Genomic DNA, 17,897 nt, shown 5'->3' with positions numbered 1-17,897 from the left:
AAAAGGAGGTTTTCCTATGACGATTGCATCCGATGTCAAAACCTGTGTCGCCTCGCTTAAAAGCGCCCAAGCCAGCTTAGAGCAATTCGCACTTAGCACCGAAAACAAACAAGCCAAACAGCTTTACACGCAAGCCGCGCAACAGACCCAACAGATCATCGATCAAATCACACCACGTGTACAACAATTGGAAAACGAAGAACCCCAATACAAAGGATTTTAAGCGCGTAAAGAAAAACCCGCCCCCCAGAACAGAGAATGGGAGCGGGTTTTTCTTTTATTGCGTTTGTTGATATGTTTAACTCATGCTTAACCAATTACCGAAGTACTGCACATGACGGTTCAGTTAAGAGCCTCAGACTTCCAGGCTTGGCGACCGGCGCCAAAAAGAAAAGGCCCGCTTGGATCTGAGAGGCGACGAACATCTGTGAGACAGGCGGTAAGCCATTCAAGCGGCCATTCCAATCACATACAGCCGACCGTTCAAGGCAAACGAAGCGCGCCCGGTTTCTTCGGACACCACAATCACAATCGCATCGCTCAATTCGCTCAATCCCAGAGCCGCCCGATGCCGAGTACCCAATTTTTGGTCATTCTCCACCTCTTTGTTTGACAAAGGCAACACGTGAGCGGCGGAAACAATCTTGTCATCTTGGATCAACACCGCGCCATCATGCAAGGGGCTACCCGGATAAAAAATCGACTCCAACAGCGAGCTGGAAAACTTCGCCTGAATCATCGTCCCATGAGAAAGAAAGGAAGATAGCGGGTCTTGGCGTTGTACCACGATCAACGCTCCATGCTTCCGCTCTGACAGATGGGCGACACTTTGTAGCAAGCCTACATATTGCTTAGTGAAAGGTGACAGATAGCATTGCAAGTAAAAAGATGAAGCCAACGCTTCACTCATCACGATTTGATTTCTTATGCTTCTAAACTCGCCCAACAAGCATTTGTCCTCATCATCAACCACTTCCAAAAAGCGGTTGATCTGATCGGCAACAGCCAACAAATTTCGGACAAGCTGTTTTTTCAAAACCGACGTATCGCAATCGTTCACACTCATGTTTACACCTCAAACATAACAGATGGGAAGGGATGCACCTGATCCACTCATCAACCAGCGTTCCCCGGCTCCTCCCACCTTATCCACAAGCACAGATCGTCACCGCAGCTAAGCTTCTGACAGAGTCTTAACCATCAGCACATGGGGAATACCGTCTTCCATGAACACAGCTGACTTAGTGGTATAGCCCAACTTTTTGTAAAATCCTTCCGCATGTGTTTGCGCATGCAATTTGGCCGAAGTGGCGCCCTGTTCTCGCGCCACTTTCTCCAGCGCATGGATGATCACTTTGCCCAATCCGTGTTTGCGGTACGCGGGTAAAATGCAGATGCGTTCCAATTTGGCAACGCCCTCCACCATTCGCACCCTTCCCGTTCCGACCGGTTTCCCCTCGGCATGCACGAGGATGTGCTCGGATTGTTCCTCATGCTCATCAAATTCATCTTCTAACGGCACACCTTGTTCTTCGACAAACACGGTTCGCCTAATCCGAAATGCCGCCTCCAATTCCTCTTTTCCGACTACCCGTTTCGCTTGCATCAATGCACCATCCTTTCAGCTACATACATGCCCGCAACTACCTCAGTATAATCCATACCCATTTTTTTGAGAACGTGACTGCCAGCTGCTCGCCAAACTTTGACACGTAAAAAACGCGCCTGCTTGATGCAGACGCGTTTCCTAACCATCCCTTTATGCTTTAGAGGGGCTCTCATTGTTCGCATGGGCCCGCAACACATACTTCAACACTTTGCCCATGCTGTTTTTTGGCAACTCATCGATAAATTCCACATCGATCAACTTATAATCGGCCAGATGGCGCCGCGCATGGGCCATAACGTCATCCTCTGTCAACACGGCACCCTCGGCTTTAACCACATATGCCCGGGGAAGCTCACCCCACACAGCGTCTTTGACCCCTACTACAGCCACTTCCGCAACGCCGTCCAGTTGCTGGATCACGTCTTCCACTTGGGCGGGGAACACTTTCTCTCCTCCACAGATCACCATGTCCCGCAGGCGGTCGATCACATACAGGTAGCCGTCTTCATCCAATTTCCCCACATCTTTGGTATAATACCAGCCGTTTTTCAGCACCTTATCCGTTTCCTCTTGATTGTTCCAATAGCCCGCAAACACCGAGTCGCTGCGCACCACAATCTCCCCGACCTCCCCCGTTGGGCATTCTTGGCCTGTCAGCGGATCAAGGATTTTGATTTGGGTCAGATACACCCCCTTGCCGGCCGAATGGCATCGATTCAAGTCCATCTCCGGCAAGAAGTACGTAATCGCTCCTGTGTATTCCGTCGCGCCGTACACTTGGATGATAGAGAAGCCCAGATCGTCAAACTCCCTGATGAGTCGTTCGGGAACCCGGGACCCGCCGCAGACAATTCCCCGCAGGCTGAACAAGTCCTTGTCGATCGTTTTCAACATTTCCAACATAAACGGCAACATCGCCGGCACCGACATCATGTTGTTGATCTTCTCTTCATCAATCAGCTCCCACAATTGGGAAGGGGTGAAGTTGGGCGCCATTACCAACGTGATACCGCGAATCAAAGCGTTGACGATAAACATCATCCCACTGATGTGAAACAGTGGCGTCACAAACAAAAAGCGGTCAGCAAAACGCAAATCGAGCGTGTTGACATTGGCTATTCCCGCCGCGTACACATTGGCATGGGTACACATCACGCCTTTGGGTTGACCAGTGGTACCAGATGTATAAATGATCATGGCCGTATCCCATTCAGTGACCGTCGCGGCCGGCTCTTTAGTGGAGGCGATTTCAAAGATGCTCTTGAAATGCTCGTCCATCTCTTCTCCCACCGCTGCGCGGATCACTTTTTCGACACAGGGGGGAAGCGAGGTCAGTGCCTCCCTGAACTCTTCATCGTAAAACAGAATTTTCGCTTGGCAGTCCTCGACGATATATCGAACCTCTGCCGGTTTCAACCGTGTGTTGATCGGCACGGCAATGGCACCAATCTTGACTGCAGCCAAATATATGATGGGAAAAGCGTATGTATTCTTGCAAATAAATGCAACACGGTCACCAGGTTCCACGTGCAAATCCAATAGATAGTTAGCCAATTGATTAACCTTTTCTTTATATTCCTGGAACGTTATTCGTTCACCGTGACTCACCAAGGCTTCTAATCTTGGTGATAATGCAGCACGTGCATCCAACAGTTTTCCAATTGTTGTCATGTTGTTAACCTCCCCCAAGATGCATGTCAGATATAAATGATAATAATACCTATCCAAATAATATACAAACCAGAATCTTTCCGTTCGATGGACTGAATTCTATCACGATCATCTATACATACAAAAAAGTCCTTTTTCCGAAACTTCTCGAAAAAAGGACTTTTAATTTAAGGTATAGTTGATAAAAAGTTTACCATTTACTTCATACCTGATAAACGCACCCACTTGCATTGCCAGACAGTCCCAGTCTCTTCCTTGGTAATCAGGTAATTGCTCCCTAGAATTGCAGACACAAATAGCTCAATGTTCCCAAGTCATAACCACGGTGTAGCACTTTCGCTTCCGCCTGCGGACTTGCACTACCCATAGCGATGAAAAACGGGACAAAGTGTTCTGGTCTGGGGACAGCCATGCCGGCATAAGGGGCCAACTCTGCGTATCGGAACAAGTCGTCCCAATCCTTGGCTTGCACCTTTTCCACCAGCCAATCGTCAAAGGCGACGGCCCAAGGCTCAGGGGAGGTCTGTTCCCACTTGAGCGCCCGTAAATTATGCACGGTCACACCGCTTCCGATCACCAAGATCCCTTGGTCTCCGATTCCGCGCAAACATGCCCCTATATTGAACTGTGTCTCAGGAGGCAAAAAAGGATTGACAGAGAGCTGGATCACCGGTATATCGGCTTGCGGGTACATGCGATGCAACAGCGTCCATGAACCATGATCCAATCCCCGTGAGCGATCTTTACGAACCTCGATCCCACCATCAGCAAACATCTCAGTCAACCGCTCAGCTAACTGTACCGATCCTTTGGCCGGGTAGCGAATGGCATATAGCTCTTCTGGAAAGCCATAAAAATCGCAAATCGTTTCATACACGCCGTCAGTGTAAGAAATGCTTTGCACTTCACTTTCCCAATGCGCTGAAAAAATGACAATCGCTTTCGGTTTAAACGTCTGGCCGAGCTGCTCAAGAAACTGCGTGTAATCTGTCTGTTCGATTGCCAACATCGGCGATCCATGTGCCAAAAATAAGGTGGGAAGCATGAAAACCCCTCCGAACGTACGATAAGTTCAAATTACTTTATGTTAGTTACTTTATATAAATAAATTTCCTGCGTCAAGAAAGAGCGCTGCTCAGCTTCCCTCTATTGTGCCCAAAACGAACCGGTGAGCAAAACCCAATCATGGCTGGATAGCGCCACAGGCAACGCGTTTTCCCGAATTTCCCGCAGGGTCGGTTTTCAAATCATCTGGTCCTTCATGGATCACCAAGGACGTCCCCCCGCTTTTAAATAACGAATGCAGTTGGCCTTTGGCCAAAGTGACTCCCTTGGCCACTTGCTCGCTGTGCACATTACCCTTTGCATCAGCGACGATATTATCCAAATCGCCGGCATGGGCGCCGTTGGTGTTTAACTTTCCATGCGCTTTGTGATGAGGATTAAAATGTCCGCCCGCCGATTTGAAATCGGGCGGTGTGCATTGACCCGTTTCATGAATGTGGAAGCCATGTGGCCCTGGAGAAAGCTGGCTCGCCTTGAGCTGGATTTTCACCCCTTCTCCGACCTTCTCTTCTGTTAACACCGCGGTGCCGATCTTGACTCCTTGCGAATTCAACAGGTTGACAGTGACAGACGGCTTGTCATCGCTAACGGGTACATTGCCGGCACAACCAGTCACGGCTAAGCAAGCCAAAATGAGACAACCCCATTTGATATGCAAACTTCCCACTCCCCTTGACTTTTCCATTTATTCATTATTTTAACAATATCGATCGCGTGTCAAGCGAGAGCTGGGAAATCACACTCACTACAAAGCAGCTGTCCAGACCTTTTACCAAGATTATTTTCTATAAAATAATATTTCTAAAATTGACAAGCCTCGTTATTTCTCCTTTTCGTATAATAAAAAGAGAAGCTGCAAAGGAGGCGCCGCATGGATCTGCACATTATTTTTTGGGGGTGTCTGGCCGGCGGATTCCTGTTCGCCATTATCATGCTTTTGATTGGAGACGGCCTTATGGATGTCGACATCGGCATCCCAGCCATTCATCCGGTCACCCTGATTGGGGCGATCACCGTATTCGGCGGAGCTGGGTTAATTCTAAGCCAATTCACTTCGCTCTCCAGCATTGCCAGTCTAGCCGGGGCGCTCATCTTAGCCGTGATTTCCTCCATTCTGTTATACATCGGGATTGTGCGGCCAAGTAAATTGGCGGAAAATTCAACTGGGTTTCGCTTGACCGATTTACGGGGTAAAAAAGGAGAAGTGACCGTCACCATTCCCAGCCATGGTTTTGGAGAAGTCATGATTCTTACCGCCTCTGGCCAAACCAATCAAATTGCCGCAAGCTACGAGCAAACAGAAATTCCGATGGGTTCCACCGTAGTCGTCATCGACGTGAAAGACCAAGTATTATATGTAACTCCACGCTAGCGATCAAAATGGAAAGGAGATCGATTCTTTTGGAAATTTTTGAAATTATTTCGGTTGTTTTCGTTGCATTGGTTTTTCTAGGAATAGCCTTTTGGGCCCGTTACAAAACCGTAGGCGCAGATGAAGCCATGATTGTCACCGGAAGTATGTTGGGAAGCAAAAATGTGTTGACCGATGGCGATAACAAGAAAATCAAAATTATTCGTGGCGGTGGCGCTTTTATCGTTCCCATCTTCCAACGAGCCGAAAAATTGAGCCTGCTGTCCCATAAGTTGACGGTTTCCACCCCTGAAGTCTACACCGAACAAGGCGTGCCGATCATGGTGGACGGCGTCGCCATCATCAAGATCGGCGGGGCTTTAGAAGATGTGGCGACAGCAGCCGAGCAGTTCATGGGCAAAAGTGATGATGTGTTAAACGACGAAGCCCGTGAAGTGCTGGAAGGGCACCTGCGTGCCATTCTCGGTACGATGACCGTAGAGGAAGTGTACAAAAACCGGGAGAAATTTGCCCAAGAAGTGCAAACCGTCGCCGCACGTGACCTGAAGAAAATGGGCTTACAGATCGTGTCGTTCACCATCAAAGACGTGCGCGACAAAAACGGCTACCTCGAAGCGCTCGGCCGTCCCCGCATCGCCATGGTTCGCCGCGACGCCGATATCGCTGAAGCCAACGCCATCCGCGACACGGAAATCCAAACCGCCAAAGCGCGTGAAGAAGGAACCAAAGCTTCTCTCATTTCTGAAACCAACATCGCTGAAGCGCAAAAGAACAAAGAACTGCGCATCTCCGAATTTAAAATCGAACAGGATATGAAACGGGCGGAAGCAGACCAAGCCTATAATTTGCAAGAAAACCGTTTTAAACAGCAAGTGGTTCGCGAACAGATGGAAATCGAACTGGTCAAAAAGCAAAAAATGATCGAATTGGAAGAGAAAGAAATTACACGCCGTGAAAAACAATACGATGCCGAAGTGCGCAAAAAAGCGGACGCTGACCGCTACGCCAAAGAGCAAGAAGCCAAAGCTCTCCGCTTTGAACAGGAAGCCCGCGCCCTAGCAGAAGCTTCTACCATTAAGGCCAAAGGGAATGCCGAAGCGGAAGCAGTCAAAGCCAAAGGGTTGGCACAAGCGGAAGTAGAGAAATTGGAAGGGATTGCCCAAGCAGAAGTCATCCGCGCCAAAGGGTTGGCAGAAGCAGAAGCCAAACAAAAGCTGGCGGAAGCGTTTGAAAGTTACGGGCAAGCCGCCGTACTTGATCTCATCGCCAAAATGCTGCCTGAGCTGGCAAAACAAGTCGCTCAACCGCTGAGCAACATCGATAAGTTGACCGTGGTTGACGCTTCTGGTGAAAACGGTCAAGGCGCCTCCAAAGTAAGCAATTATGTCACCAATCTGATGGCACAAACCCCAGAAATGCTGAAAAGCGTTTCCGGCATCGACTTGAATCAAATTATTCAAGGGTTGATCCAAACCAACAAGACTCCAGGCAAATCGGCAGAATCGACTGCGAAATTAACAGAAAAAGAATAAAACAAAAAACTCCAGGCACTGTCGCGTGCCTGGAGTTTTTTTCAACTATTGTTCGGCTTAAGCAGCTTGTTTGTCTTCCCGTTTTTCACTTAAACGAATTCGTTTTAAAAACAGCGTGAACATAGCTCCTACCACAACAAAGATCAATCCATACAAAAACACTTGATGGAGGGAAGAGACAAGTGCGTCCTTCAGAATGGGGACAATCATGTCTGCCACCTGCGCCGGCATTTGCCGAAACATATCAGGGTTTAACAAGCCAGAGTACAACCCTTGCGGGTCCGTCTCCACCATCTTTTTGAAGTGAGCCGTCAACTGGCTCGCCCCCGCCGGCAACTTCTCCAAATGGGGCAATAACTGGTCACTCAGCGTTTTAGTAGAGTGATGGTTCATAATCGCCCCCAACACCGTCATGCCAAAAGTGCCGCCAATCTGACGGAAAAACTGGCTGGAAGAGGTAACTACCCCCAACTGGTTTTTGGGAAAACTCTCTTGTAACGCCAGGGTAATGGTTGGCATGACCAGACCCATCCCCAAGCCCATCACCATCATATACAAAGTGGCCACCAGCTGGGTAGTGGTTTCGGTCATGGTCGTCATGAAACCAAAGCCAATGGCGATGATAATCATGCCCGTGACAATCTGCGCCTTGACGCCGATTTTATAAACAATGCGGCCGCCAATAATGCTGGACACGATCATCGTAATCATCATGGGTGTCATGATCGTCCCTGATTTGGTCGCACTCACACCCACTACACCTTGCATGAATAACGGCACAAACATGATGGCCCCAAACATGCCCACACTCATGAAAAAGCCGATTCCGTTGAGCAAAGTGAACAGCTTGTTTTTAAACAAGTGCATTGGCAAGATTGGCTCTTCCACTTTTGATTCAATTACTAAAAAAGCGCTAAGGGAGACAAACGCCAAAGCAAACATCCCTAAGATCTGCCAGGAATCCCAATCATAATCGACTCCCCCCAGAGTCAGGGCCAACAACAAGCTGACTACCCCGATCACCATGGTGAAAATACCGCCCACATCAATCTTGACTGGGCCAGTTGCCTTATGCGATTTCAAACCCTTGGCGATCAAGATGGTCGCTACAATGCCGACAGGCAAATTAATATAAAACACCCAGTGCCAATCCCAATAATCCACAATCCAACCGCCCACTTGCGGCCCGATCACAGAAGAAATCCCGTACAATGCGCCAAAAACACCTTGCCATTTGGCGCGTTCTTTACCGACAAACAGATCCCCGATGATAATCATGGCCATAGGCATCATGATCCCGCCACCAAGGCCTTGGAACGCACGGAAAATGATCAGTTGTGTCATATCCTGCGCCAGTCCGCACATAGCGGAGCCGATCATAAATATCACCAAACCGGTGATATAAATCGCCTTTCTCCCCATCAAATCCGCTAATTTACCGGCGATGGGCACAATCGTGGTCGATGTCAACATATAAGCGGTGGTCAGCCAAGTCATCAAGCTCAAACCGCCCAAATCTCCTACGATCCGCGGCATCGCCGTCCCCACAATCGTGCCTTCCAATGCTGCGAACAGCATGGCGATAATCAGTCCTGCAATCAACCAACCGCGGTTGGCCTCTTTCGATTGCGGCGACTCAATCGTGGCTTGCTGAGAAATTTCTGCCATATGAGTACCTCATTTCAAATATATAAATTTGACAAACAATGCTTTTTAATCGTTCGCGGATGAGGAAAAACATCTTGTTTTGTTCTTCCTCTTGCGAACTCCTTTCTATTCAGGCGTAATGCCTGCGATTTTTTCACACAAGTCCGTAAGCATCCGAATCTCGGCCTCAGACAGATGCGTCAACTGCTCTTTAAGAATATTTAACCGCTTGCTCTTGATCCCTTCCAATCGTTCCTTGCCACCCTCAGTCAAACGGATACGAACAATTCTGCGATCCGCCTCATCATGCTCACGCGAGACAAACCCATGGTGTACCAGTCGGTCGGTAATCGTCGTCACCGCACTGGGTTTCACCTCCATCCACTTGGCCAGGTCGGACACTTTGCTTCCCCCATTCTTCAGCAGATAGAGCAAAATGTAAAATTGGGTCGAAGTCACACCTTCCTCTTCCAAGCTCTTTTTCAACCCAGGCTTCATTTGCTCCATCGCCAGCAAGATGGCTCGGAACAATCGGTTGATGTAGGTGTCCATATTTTTTGATCATCACCCCAAATATTAAACCGCACAATTAATTATATGACACAAATATAACACAAACCTAAATATTAATGTCAGTTAACCTTTTTGTCAAGAAAATATCTTCACTCCAGACAGAAAAAACCCCGTGCGGCAAAAGCCAACACGGGGCGTGCTCATCGATTAGGGGGATTTATGTATTAGATGCCAGATGATCCCAGAGAAAACGGCAAATGGAATTAATTTGAGAAACACTTTGACAACAAACACGAGCTTGAGATCCAACAACACCCGGTAGACAATGTCCACCACCGCCACCTGCCGCCTGGAAGTATATTTCCGATAGCCCATGGCGTAAAACCACAAGATCAGGATGGAAATAACCGCGGTAATGTTCCACATAGTCAAGCCATCAAACTGCTTCAAGAGCCACCCACCAAGAATCGGGCCCACGCACAAACCAAGCTGTGCAAAATTGGCTGCCCCATAATAAGCGCCGCGGTATCTCTCATCTGCCAATTGATCCGTCAATTGGTTGGTGACGGGAAAGATAAACATCTCGCCAAAGGTGAGAAATGACATGCCCGCTATAAACATGATTGGATTTTCATTTACTGAAAAACAATAAAAGCCCAGTGTATACAAACAAGAACCCAACACGATGCTGCTTAGCGGATGTTTCTTTTCTGACCATTTGGAGATCAGGCGTTGCATTAAAATCACCAGACCCGCGTTAATCACGAGCAAAATGGGATAAATCTTGCTACCGTCCGGAATTTCATTGGACAAATAGATGGGCAAATTGGATTCCATCTGGGCGTACACCATAAAAAACAGCATGCCTCCCAAGATATAATAACCCAATGCCCGATCTCGGGTGATAACCCTGAGGCAGTTGACCAAATGCGCCCTCCGTTTGGCCGGAGGCTTGTTTAGCCGATGGCGGTAACGGGAAAGCCGAGACCGAAGCATCACGCTATACAAGGCAAAAATGGATCCTGCGACGGCAAAGGTCTGAATGCCGAGCCAGTGAAACAAATACGCCCCTAGCATGGGACCCGTCACCATCCCCACATTCAGAGCCACATAACGGTAACTAAATACTTGCAACCGCTTTTCTTCTGACGTCAAATCTGACATACATGCTTGTGAAATCGGGTCAAAAAATGACCGAAACAATCCATGCAAAAAACTTAACACAATAAAATGCACATACTCCGACGCAAACAAATACATAAAAAAAATGCTTGTCCACCCGATCATGGTCAGGTTTAATATACGCCTACGCCCGAACAGATCGGATAATCCTCCGCCGATGATCCCCCCGACTGCCCCTCCAAGGCCGGACATACCGATGACAACCCCTGTTTGAAAGGAGTTAAAATGGAATGTCGACGTCAAGTAAAAGGCTAAAAACGGCAAACTCATAAAAGCGGCAACGCGGATGAGCGCCGTTCCAAATAGGAGGAAAATAACCAGCGGATGCAAGTGTTTCTGTAAATATCTGTCTGCGCGCGATGGGTATGATTTCGTTTCAATCATTACAAATATCACCCCGCAGCCCCTATTTCAATTTTAATGTTCCAATAAAAAATATCGCCGATGATTTTTTCATTATTTGTGAACAGTAAAATGAAATTCGATGACAGAGAAACTTTTTCCCCCTATTCTCACAGCGAAAAAACCGCGCTTCTTCTAAAATTCTTCTTATCAATGAACCGAAAAGAACACCCAACCACCAGGGGATTGGATGTTCTTTTCAGTTCATTTTGCATCCAGCATGCGGTCGATGTAGCGGATGACCGCATCGGGATTTCCCAATACAGAACGGGCACGTTCTTCATCTTTTGCCAATTTGTTCAACGCCTTTTGCAATACCTCCTGTTCCGATGCGCGCGGAATCACGATCACCCCATCCGCATCACCAACGATCATGTCCCCCGGATGGACCGGAGCCCCTCCACAGGAAATAGGCACACCCGTTTGTCCTGCTCCCGCTTTGCCGCTGGCGGCCACAGTCGTCCCCCGACAAAAGACGGGAAATCTTAACGCCTTGATGTCGACCGAATCGCGAATGACACCATCCACAACCAGCCCGCCCAACCCCATCGTTTGGGCCATGCCCACCACAAAATCACCAGCTATGGCATTATTCATGTAGCCTTTGGCATCAATGACCACAATATCCCCAGGCTTTGCCTCTTTGATCGCCTTCAGAACGGCCAAGTTGTCGTTCGCCGGCAGATTGACCGTATACGCCCGGCCAGCGATCTTATACTCTTCTTGCAACGGTTTGATGGCAGGATCAAGGCTGTTCATCCCTTTCATCGCATCGGAGATGCAAGTGGTGGGAATGTCTTTAAATTGGTTGACGATCGACTCCATCCCGCTTCCTCCTTGTCTGGTCCATGATGAGAAGTCGGTAGATCACAACCGAAACGGTTTCTCTATTATAACATTTTTCAGAAAATATATTTTATTTTATCCAACATGACTTTCTGGATGTCAAAAGAAAATTCACCGATCAAGGCGTTCGTTTGCGGTAGACTACGATACGTACCCTATTTTGCCAAACAGGTCTATGTATGAAATATTTCTCAGCAAAGGAATGAAACCATGCGAGTGTTGATAGCTGATGACGAAAAGCCGATGCAATTGATTTTAAAAGCTTATTTTGAAAAAGAAGGATATGAGGTGATGACAGCGGGAGACGGTGAGACCGCCATGCACCTGTTTTATAGCAAGCCGATCGACCTGGCCATTTTAGATTGGATGATGCCCAACGGCTCTGGGATTCATGTGTGCCAGGAAATGAAAAAAATCAGGGAAACCAAAGTGTTGCTGTTAACTGCCAAGAGTGAAGTGGAAGATGAACTGTTGGCTTTGGAAGCGGGGGCAGATGATTACCTTCGCAAACCCTTTGATCCGCGCATCTTGTTGGCCAGGGCCAAACGGCTACTCGGCGCCAGCGATTATGCTATGGAGCGCTCATGATCGATTTGGGGGCAAATAAAATTTACTGTGACGGGGTTGACGTGATGGCGACCAAAACCGAATTTGAACTGATAAAATGCTTGGCTACTCATCCGGGACAAATTTTCGGGCGCAAGCAACTGCTGGACACGGTGTGGGGACTTGATTACATCGGAGAAGAACGAACCGTAGACACGCACATCCGCCGTGTCCGCGAAAAGATCGGAGCAGGCTGGATCAAAACGCATCGCGGCTTGGGATATAGTTGGGAAACGACCAATGAATAAGCTGGGTGCAAAGATCGCCATCAGCGTGTCAGCGGTCATTTTAAGTTTGCTGGTGTGCTTGTTGCTTGTCTCCCATTTCTTCCTTCGTCCCTATTACCTGCATCAGACCAAACAACGATTATTGCAAATCTCGCAAGAACTGGCTGATACGTCCACAGAAAATCTGCCACGCAAAATCGAATCGCTCAACCAACACAGTGACGTGGCAATCGTCGCCGTTCCCCGGTCACAGTCACTTGATGCATTAAATGAATATGCGTCCCGCCTGCTTTCACGGCAGGGCGTTTCCCTCAATCGGTTTTGGATCACAACTGAAGTGATCAGTCAACTTGATTCAAGACACTCCGTCAAATTTATGACCAAAAGAAGCAAAAATCCAGCTTTTATGTGCGATATATAACAAAAGGAAATGACATCATCTTGATTGGCATTTCCTTGGCCCACATCAACGAAATCATTCAGATGGTAAATCAGTTCAACGGATTATTGTTCACCTTGGCGCTTGTCGTCACGTTGATTTGGGTGTGGGCCTTCTCTCGGCGCATCACCAAGCCATTGGATCAGCTTAAACAGGCAGCACAGGAGATCGCGGACCTGAAATTCCAACAAGTGGCCATCCAAACCAACGATGAAATTGAAGAGCTGGCCCACTCCATCAATCAGATGAGCCAAAAGCTGCAACAGGCACATCAGGAGCTGACCCAGAAAAACCAAGACTTAAAGCGCCTGACAGCGGATGTGACACATGAATTGAAGACCCCCTTGGCTTTGATTCAAGCCTACTCCATGGGCATCAAAGATGATTTGGATGACGGCACCTATCTCGACACGATCGTTTCCCAGGCTGAACGGATGTCCAGCTTAATCGATCAATTATTAAGCTATGCGAAATTGGAACAAGACCCCCTTCACTTAACCCTCTGTCATCCGGTAGCGTTGTGGGAATCCTGCCTGGCTCAGCATCGGGTCATCTTCAAAACGGAGAAAATCACCTGTCATTATGCTGAGCCGCCTCAGCCAGACCAATGGCACATTCGGGCCGACCCGGAAAAATTGAAAATCGTTTTTCACAACTTGCTACGCAACGCAACAAAATACACCGAAAACGGGCAGATTGAAATTCACTGGTCTGCCGGAGAACAACACCTTTTCCTGCATATTGCCAATGGGCTGGCGAAGGAACCAAAACACTTGAACCATATTTGGAAACCGTTTTTCGTCTTAGACGAAGCAAGGGACAAAGGCCGTTCCGGAACCGGTCTAGGGCTAGCCGTAGTAAAAACGATTTTGGAACGCCATGGCTATAGCTACAACGTCAAGCAACACGATGGTTGGATCACGTTTTCAATCGGCATGACCCTGGTGCCTCACACGGACCATAATTAATCCGGCGAATGTCAAACTGATGTAACATTCACCGCTTAAAGTGGTCTGGCAGGAGGTGCTGAAATGAAAAAGTTGATTTCTGCATGTCTGAGCGGTGCACTGGTTACAGCCCTGCTCAGCGGATGCCAGACCGTTGACACGATCAATCCAAAAATAGAGGTGCATGATTACGATTTTACATTTCAGGTTCAGCCTGAAACCTTTGACATCACACTCACCCGGAACGGCGTAAAAGAAAGAGTGTCCAAGCCACTTACCCCGATGCGCGTCACCCGGTTTGAACAGAACCAAACGCAGGCATCTTGGGAATACCCAGATCAAAAAATCCGTGTAAATCTGACCAAACAAAAAACTTATTTAGATGTACGCATTCAATCAACTGGCGCGTCAAAATTTGAATGGCCCATGTTGAGAGGGAAAAGTTACACCCTCCCTCTGTGGGAAGGGAAACAAATTCCCAGCCGAGACCCCCATTGGCAGGCGTATCTCGGCGGCGAAACCTTACATTTCAGAGAGGATTTCTCCATGCGATTTTTGGCGGCCAATCTAAACCGACATGCTGTTGTGTTTATCGCTGATGACATTTTCAACGATCAAGTGACGTTCCAAAACAACCCGAACCTGGAACTTCATTTTTCACATGAATTTCCAATCATCAACAAGAAAAAGACGTATGGTTTCCGCTTATATCTGACAGATCAAGACCCAACGCAAATCGCCAAAATCTATCGCCGGCATATTCAGGAACTGGGCCAGTTTAAAAGCCTTGCCCAAAAAGCAAAAGAAAACAGCAACGTAGCCAAGCTATTTGGCGCTCCCCACATCTATCTGTGGAATGATGGGATACTGACCGACTCCGATTTGCGCTGGCAGAAACTCGATTCGCTCTTGAAAGGCCCCACCTTCGGCCGGATTGTGGAAGTGTTGAATGCCAACGCTTCTGACAGCGGGCAAGAACTGGCCCAAGTTATAAAAAGCCATACCCCCGGAGCTTGGGATCGTTACCAAAAGCAAGTCATCATAAGAGCGTTAAACACCGCCTTGAAACTGAAAACATTATACGAACCCAACCACTTCCCACATCCCGATAAAGAGGCCCGTGCCCTTTTGGCCAAAGGGATCGACAAGTTAAGCGAGCAAGAGCTGTATACGTTAAACAAGCACTTGCTAAAAAGCGCGTTGGGAGAAAGTGTGACTGATGTCCAGACATGGGGGGAAAGCATATCTGATCTCATGCGTGACATGTCTCGCTCAGGGCTGAACCGGGCATGGATCGGACTGCCCAACTGGGCTGACGGGCTCATGAATCCGGTTGCCGTGAACACCGCCAATAAAACAGGTTATCTAATCGGCCCTTACGATTCTTACCACTCGATTCATAAAGAGCAAAACATGGATTGGAACACAGCCAGTTTCAAAGACCACACTCTGTATGAACGAGCTACCATCACAGATATAAACGGACAAAAAGTGAAAGGGTTCCTGGGCCGGGGCCGCAAGTTGAACCCCACCCTCTCCCTGCCCGCCGTAAACCAACGTGTCCGTGACATTCTCAAAAACGGCATCGCCTTTAATTCTTGGTTTGTGGATTGTGATGCCACTAGTGAGATATATGATGATTACACTCCCGAACATCTCACCACGCAAGCGCAAGATCTACAGGCGAGATTGAAGCGGATGAATGTCATCGCCACACGCTATCACATGGTGGTTGGTTCGGAAGGTGGAAACGACTTCGCCAGCCGGGTCATCGCCTTCGCGCATGGAATCGAAACACCCGTGATCGCCTGGAGTGACAAAGATATGCGCCAACATAAACAAAGCCCGTATTATATCGGCGCATATTGGTCTCAGCAAGGCGGAACCCCGGATCGGTTCGGCAAACCCGTACCCATCAAGAAACGTTATCAACACATCTACCTTGATCCCGTCTACTCCATTCCGCTGTATAAGTTGGTGTACAACGACTCCGTGATCACCACGCACCATTGGGAATGGGGAAGCCTGAAGATTAAAGGAGAAATCTCTGACCGCATGTTAAAGGAACTACTCTACAATGTCCCGCCCCTTTATCATGTGGATGAACGTTCTTGGCAGAAAGACAAAGAACGGATCAGCGCCTTCATCAAAGTGTGGTCTCCCTTTCACCGAGAAGCCGTACAACGTGAGTTAACCTCTTTTAAGACATTGAGCCCGGACCGTCTCGTGCAGGAGACTCGCTTTGGCAAGGACATGCGGGTCATCGCCAATTTTTCCACCCATGCCTACACTTATCAGGGCGAGACCATCCCTGCCAAATCGGCAGTGATTTACACCGAAACAGAAAAACAGCTCTTCAACGCCGCCCAATTTGACAACCAATGATCTCACCCCCATGATCCTTGTCGATCATGGGGGTTTTCAATGGCAACCGTTTTTTCACTTGAACTTGTTTCCGTTGACCTTTACAATCATATATGAACATATGCTCATATATTAAAATATTGGAGATGAAGGAGTGTGCATCATGCAAAAAGAGGAGCATAAGACGCTGGCAGCACGATCCGTGGAAGATGCTGTCATGATCTTTAAAGCTCTTGCAGATCCCACTCGCATCCGGATCTTGCACCTACTGTCCGAAGAAGAGTGCTCCGTCAGCCACATCGCCGAAGTGTTAGGTCTTTCCCACTCAGCCATCTCCCATCAACTCAGCTTCTTGCGTTCCTTGCGCTTGGTCAAAACGCGGCGCGAAGGACGCATCATTTACTACAGTTGTGACGATGAGCATGTGGTTAACCTGTTGCGGCAAACAATTAGCCATGTTGAACATTTATAAAGGAGAGATGGCCGATGCACCATCATCACCACCATCACCATGCCCACGGGCACGATCACAGTCATACTCACACCCGCAATGCCAATCGAAAAGGGCTGACCATTGCCTTGGCCATTACGGCCGGCATCATGCTGTTGGAGTTTGTTGGCGGACTGTGGACCAACAGCTTGGCTCTCTTGTCCGATTCAGGGCATATGTTGAGCGACGCCGGCTCACTCGCCCTCAGTCTTGCCGCCATGTGGTTCGCCGTGCGCCCTCCTTCCGCCCGCAAAACATACGGCTATTACCGCTTTGAAATTTTGGCCGCTCTCTTCAATGGCCTATCATTGTTCGCCATTGCCGGAGTGATTATGTGGGAAGCATTTCACCGCTTGCTGGAGCCTCCGCGCGTGGCCAGTGGTTCCATGATGGCCATCGCCGCCGTCGGGTTGATCGCTAACTTGCTGAGCGCTTGGGCCTTAATGAAGGGAGACACGGAGGGCAATGTCAACGTGCGAAGCGCTTACCTGCACGTGCTAGGTGACGCCTTAGGCTCGGTCGGAGCCATCCTCGCCGGCTTGTTGATGCACTCCTTTTCCTGGTATATAGCCGATCCACTGATTAGCGCGGTGGTAGCCGTCTTGATATTGAAAGGCGCCTGGGGAGTTATCGCCCACTCGGTGCACATCCTGATGGAAGGCACTCCCATCACCATAGATCGCAAAAAAGTAGAAGAAATCTTGATGCGCATTCCTGGTGTGGTTAATGTCCATGATTTGCACATCTGGACGATCACTTCTGGCTTTGATTCCCTGTCATGCCATCTGCTCATCCAAGACACAGCCGACAGTCAAACTGTTTTACGGCAAGCCATCCAACAAATTGAAACGCATTTCCTCATTCGACACACTACCATCCAAGTAGAAACTTCTGACTTCCACCAAGCGTGCCAACATGACATTTGCGGACAATGCGCGAGCACCTGAGTGCTTTGCGCCAACAAGCCCACTTTCCATCAAGGCGA

General features: G+C 48.5%; 17 protein-coding genes and 1 pseudogene. 9 read left to right on the top strand and 9 right to left on the bottom strand.

Annotation, left to right across the window (positions count from 1 at the left end; genetic code table 11):
* Positions 1-16 precede the first annotated feature (16 nt).
* Entirely contained in the window at positions 17-223 is a 207-nt protein-coding gene (locus NYR52_RS03940) for a DUF1657 domain-containing protein (RefSeq protein WP_022737225.1), read from the top strand.
* Between the two features lie 225 nt (positions 224-448).
* On the opposite strand, the gene cdaS is transcribed toward NYR52_RS03940, so the two are convergent.
* The 5 genes from cdaS to NYR52_RS03915 all read right to left on the bottom strand — a co-directional run bounded on the left by cdaS (position 449) and on the right by NYR52_RS03915 (position 5,003).
* Complete coding sequence (gene cdaS / locus NYR52_RS03935) at positions 449-1,066, bottom strand: sporulation-specific diadenylate cyclase CdaS (protein WP_259436342.1); 618 nt, start codon at positions 1,064-1,066, stop codon at positions 449-451.
* 108 nt (positions 1,067-1,174) lie between these two features.
* Positions 1,175-1,606 carry a GNAT family N-acetyltransferase gene (locus tag NYR52_RS03930; RefSeq protein WP_132219746.1) on the bottom strand — a complete coding sequence of 144 codons (432 nt, stop codon included), beginning with the start codon at positions 1,604-1,606 and terminating at the stop codon, positions 1,175-1,177.
* Positions 1,607-1,759: 153 nt separating this feature from the next.
* A complete protein-coding gene (locus NYR52_RS03925; RefSeq protein WP_259436341.1) occupies positions 1,760-3,280 on the bottom strand; it encodes a class I adenylate-forming enzyme family protein in 1,521 nt (506 codons plus the stop codon).
* 277 nt (positions 3,281-3,557) lie between these two features.
* Positions 3,558-4,325, bottom strand: coding sequence for a dioxygenase family protein (locus tag NYR52_RS03920; RefSeq protein ID WP_259436340.1), 768 nt, complete (start codon positions 4,323-4,325; stop codon positions 3,558-3,560).
* A gap of 138 nt (positions 4,326-4,463) precedes the next feature.
* A complete protein-coding gene (locus NYR52_RS03915) occupies positions 4,464-5,003 on the bottom strand; it encodes a superoxide dismutase family protein (protein WP_259436339.1) in 540 nt (179 codons plus the stop codon).
* A 213-nt stretch (positions 5,004-5,216) separates the two neighbouring features.
* Here NYR52_RS03915 and NYR52_RS03910 point away from each other — a divergent pair, with 213 nt between their 5' ends.
* A complete protein-coding gene (locus NYR52_RS03910; RefSeq protein ID WP_132219742.1) occupies positions 5,217-5,717 on the top strand; it encodes an NfeD family membrane protein in 501 nt (166 codons plus the stop codon).
* 8 nt (positions 5,718-5,725) lie between these two features.
* Positions 5,726-7,249 carry a flotillin lipid rafts scaffold protein FloT gene (gene floT, locus NYR52_RS03905; RefSeq protein WP_132219741.1) on the top strand — a complete coding sequence of 508 codons (1,524 nt, stop codon included), beginning with the start codon at positions 5,726-5,728 and terminating at the stop codon, positions 7,247-7,249.
* Positions 7,250-7,306: 57 nt separating this feature from the next.
* Here floT and NYR52_RS03900 read toward each other — a convergent pair whose 3' ends face one another.
* From NYR52_RS03900 to NYR52_RS03885, 4 genes are all read right to left on the bottom strand, one after another.
* Positions 7,307-8,917 carry an MDR family MFS transporter gene (locus NYR52_RS03900; protein ID WP_259436338.1) on the bottom strand — a complete coding sequence of 537 codons (1,611 nt, stop codon included), beginning with the start codon at positions 8,915-8,917 and terminating at the stop codon, positions 7,307-7,309.
* Positions 8,918-9,022: 105 nt separating this feature from the next.
* Positions 9,023-9,448 carry a MarR family winged helix-turn-helix transcriptional regulator gene (locus NYR52_RS03895; protein ID WP_259436337.1) on the bottom strand — a complete coding sequence of 142 codons (426 nt, stop codon included), beginning with the start codon at positions 9,446-9,448 and terminating at the stop codon, positions 9,023-9,025.
* A gap of 168 nt (positions 9,449-9,616) precedes the next feature.
* Positions 9,617-10,975 (bottom strand): MDR family MFS transporter, encoded by a 1,359-nt coding sequence (locus tag NYR52_RS03890; RefSeq protein ID WP_259436336.1) that lies wholly within the window; start codon positions 10,973-10,975, stop codon positions 9,617-9,619.
* 222 nt (positions 10,976-11,197) lie between these two features.
* Positions 11,198-11,818, bottom strand: a complete 621-nt coding sequence (locus NYR52_RS03885; RefSeq protein WP_259436335.1) for an RraA family protein — start codon at positions 11,816-11,818, stop codon at positions 11,198-11,200.
* A 231-nt stretch (positions 11,819-12,049) separates the two neighbouring features.
* Here NYR52_RS03885 and NYR52_RS03880 point away from each other — a divergent pair.
* From NYR52_RS03880 to NYR52_RS03855, 6 genes and pseudogenes are all read left to right on the top strand, one after another.
* A pseudogene (locus NYR52_RS03880) lies at positions 12,050-12,693 on the top strand (response regulator transcription factor).
* Positions 12,686-13,093: a hypothetical protein gene (locus NYR52_RS03875; RefSeq protein WP_259436334.1), complete on the top strand. Its 408-nt coding sequence runs from the start codon at positions 12,686-12,688 to the stop codon at positions 13,091-13,093. The pseudogene NYR52_RS03880 and the gene NYR52_RS03875 overlap by 8 nt, the downstream one beginning before the upstream one ends.
* Before the next feature lie 20 nt (positions 13,094-13,113).
* Positions 13,114-14,079 carry a sensor histidine kinase gene (locus NYR52_RS03870; protein WP_259436333.1) on the top strand — a complete coding sequence of 322 codons (966 nt, stop codon included), beginning with the start codon at positions 13,114-13,116 and terminating at the stop codon, positions 14,077-14,079.
* 63 nt (positions 14,080-14,142) lie between these two features.
* The gene (locus tag NYR52_RS03865; protein ID WP_259436332.1) at positions 14,143-16,443 is read left to right on the top strand and encodes a glycoside hydrolase; all 2,301 of its coding nucleotides are present in this window, start codon (positions 14,143-14,145) and stop codon (positions 16,441-16,443) included.
* A gap of 142 nt (positions 16,444-16,585) precedes the next feature.
* A complete protein-coding gene (locus NYR52_RS03860; protein ID WP_022737210.1) occupies positions 16,586-16,894 on the top strand; it encodes an ArsR/SmtB family transcription factor in 309 nt (102 codons plus the stop codon).
* Between the two features lie 14 nt (positions 16,895-16,908).
* A complete protein-coding gene (locus NYR52_RS03855) occupies positions 16,909-17,859 on the top strand; it encodes a cation diffusion facilitator family transporter (RefSeq protein WP_259436331.1) in 951 nt (316 codons plus the stop codon).
* The last annotated feature ends 38 nt before the right edge of the window (positions 17,860-17,897 follow it).

Source organism: Laceyella sacchari (genome assembly GCF_024927925.1).
Taxonomy (GTDB): Bacteria; Bacillota; Bacilli; order Thermoactinomycetales; family Thermoactinomycetaceae; genus Laceyella; species Laceyella sacchari.
The sequence above is the reverse complement of the archived record's forward strand: the minus strand, read 5'-3'. Positions and strand labels throughout refer to the sequence as shown.